This is a genomic window from Streptomyces antnestii, from assembly GCF_004005495.1.
Taxonomy (GTDB): domain Bacteria; phylum Actinomycetota; class Actinomycetes; order Streptomycetales; family Streptomycetaceae; genus Streptomyces; species Streptomyces antnestii.
This window is the reverse complement of the sequence record NZ_RZYA01000056.1, coordinates 1-1,220: the sequence shown is the minus strand read 5'-3', so window position 1 is coordinate 1,220 and position 1,220 is coordinate 1. Positions and strand designations below refer to the sequence as shown.

At 70.6% G+C, this 1,220-nt stretch carries 1 protein-coding gene; it reads right to left on the bottom strand.

What is annotated here, in order from left to right:
• The coding region (gene glyA / locus EOT10_RS40910) for a serine hydroxymethyltransferase (RefSeq protein ID WP_223281530.1) at nucleotides 1-1,220 on the bottom strand (1,220 nt) is incomplete at both ends.

The window sequence follows — 1,220 nt, the reverse complement described above, 5'->3', positions numbered from 1 at the left end:
AGCGGGTGCTTGTCGGCGAGAGCCTTGACGCGGGTCTTGAGGGCTTCGGCGTCGTAGGACGGCTTGAGTGTCTCGGCGATGATGTCGGCGACCTCGGTGAAGTCCTCGGCCTCAAAGCCGCGGGTGGCCAGGGCCGGGGTGCCGATCCGCAGGCCCGAGGTGATCATCGGGGGGCGCGGGTCGTTGGGGATCGCGTTGCGGTTGACGGTGATGCCGACCTCGTGGAGGCGGTCCTCGGCCTGCTGGCCGTCCAGGTCGGAGGCGCGCAGGTCGACCAGGACCAGGTGGACGTCGGTGCCGCCGGACAGCACGTTCACGCCGGCGGCGCGCGCGTCGTCCGAGGTCAGACGGGCGGCGAGGATCTGGGCGCCCTCGATGGTGCGCTGCTGGCGCTCCTTGAAGTCGTCGGAGGCGGCGACCTTGAAGGAGACGGCCTTGGCGGCGATGACGTGTTCCAGGGGGCCGCCCTGGAAGCCGGGGAAGACGGAGGAGTTCAGCTTCTTCGCGAAGTCCTTCTTCGCGAGGATGATGCCGCCGCGGGGTCCGCCGAGGGTCTTGTGGGTGGTGGAGGTGACCACGTCGGCGTACTCGACCGGGTTGGGGTGCAGGCCGGCGGCGACCAGGCCCGCGAAGTGGGCCATGTCGACCCACAGGTACGCCTCGACCTCGTCGGCGATGCGGCGGAAGGCGGCGAAGTCGAGCTGGCGGGGGTAGGCGGACCAGCCGGCGATGATGACCTTGGGGCGGTGTTCCTTGGCGAGGCGTTCGACCTCGGCCATGTCGACCAGGCCGGCCTCGTCGACGTGGTAGGCGACGACGTCGAACTGCTTGCCGGAGAAGTTCAGGCGCATGCCGTGGGTGAGGTGGCCGCCGTGGGCGAGGTCCAGGCCCAGGATGGTGTCGCCGGGCTGGGCCAGGGCGAACAGGGCGGCCTGGTTGGCGGAGGCGCCGGAGTGGGGCTGGACGTTGGCGTACTCGGCGCCGAACAGGGTCTTGACCCGGTCGATGGCGATCTGCTCGGTGACGTCGACGTGCTCGCAGCCGCCGTAGTAGCGCCGGCCGGGGTAGCCCTCGGCGTACTTGTTGGTCAGGACGGAGCCCTGGGCCTCCATGACGGCGACCGGGGCGAAGTTCTCCGACGCGATCATCTCGAGGGTGGACTGCTGGCGGTGCAGCTCGGCGTCGAGCGCCGCCGCCACGTCCGGGTCGAGCTCGCGCAG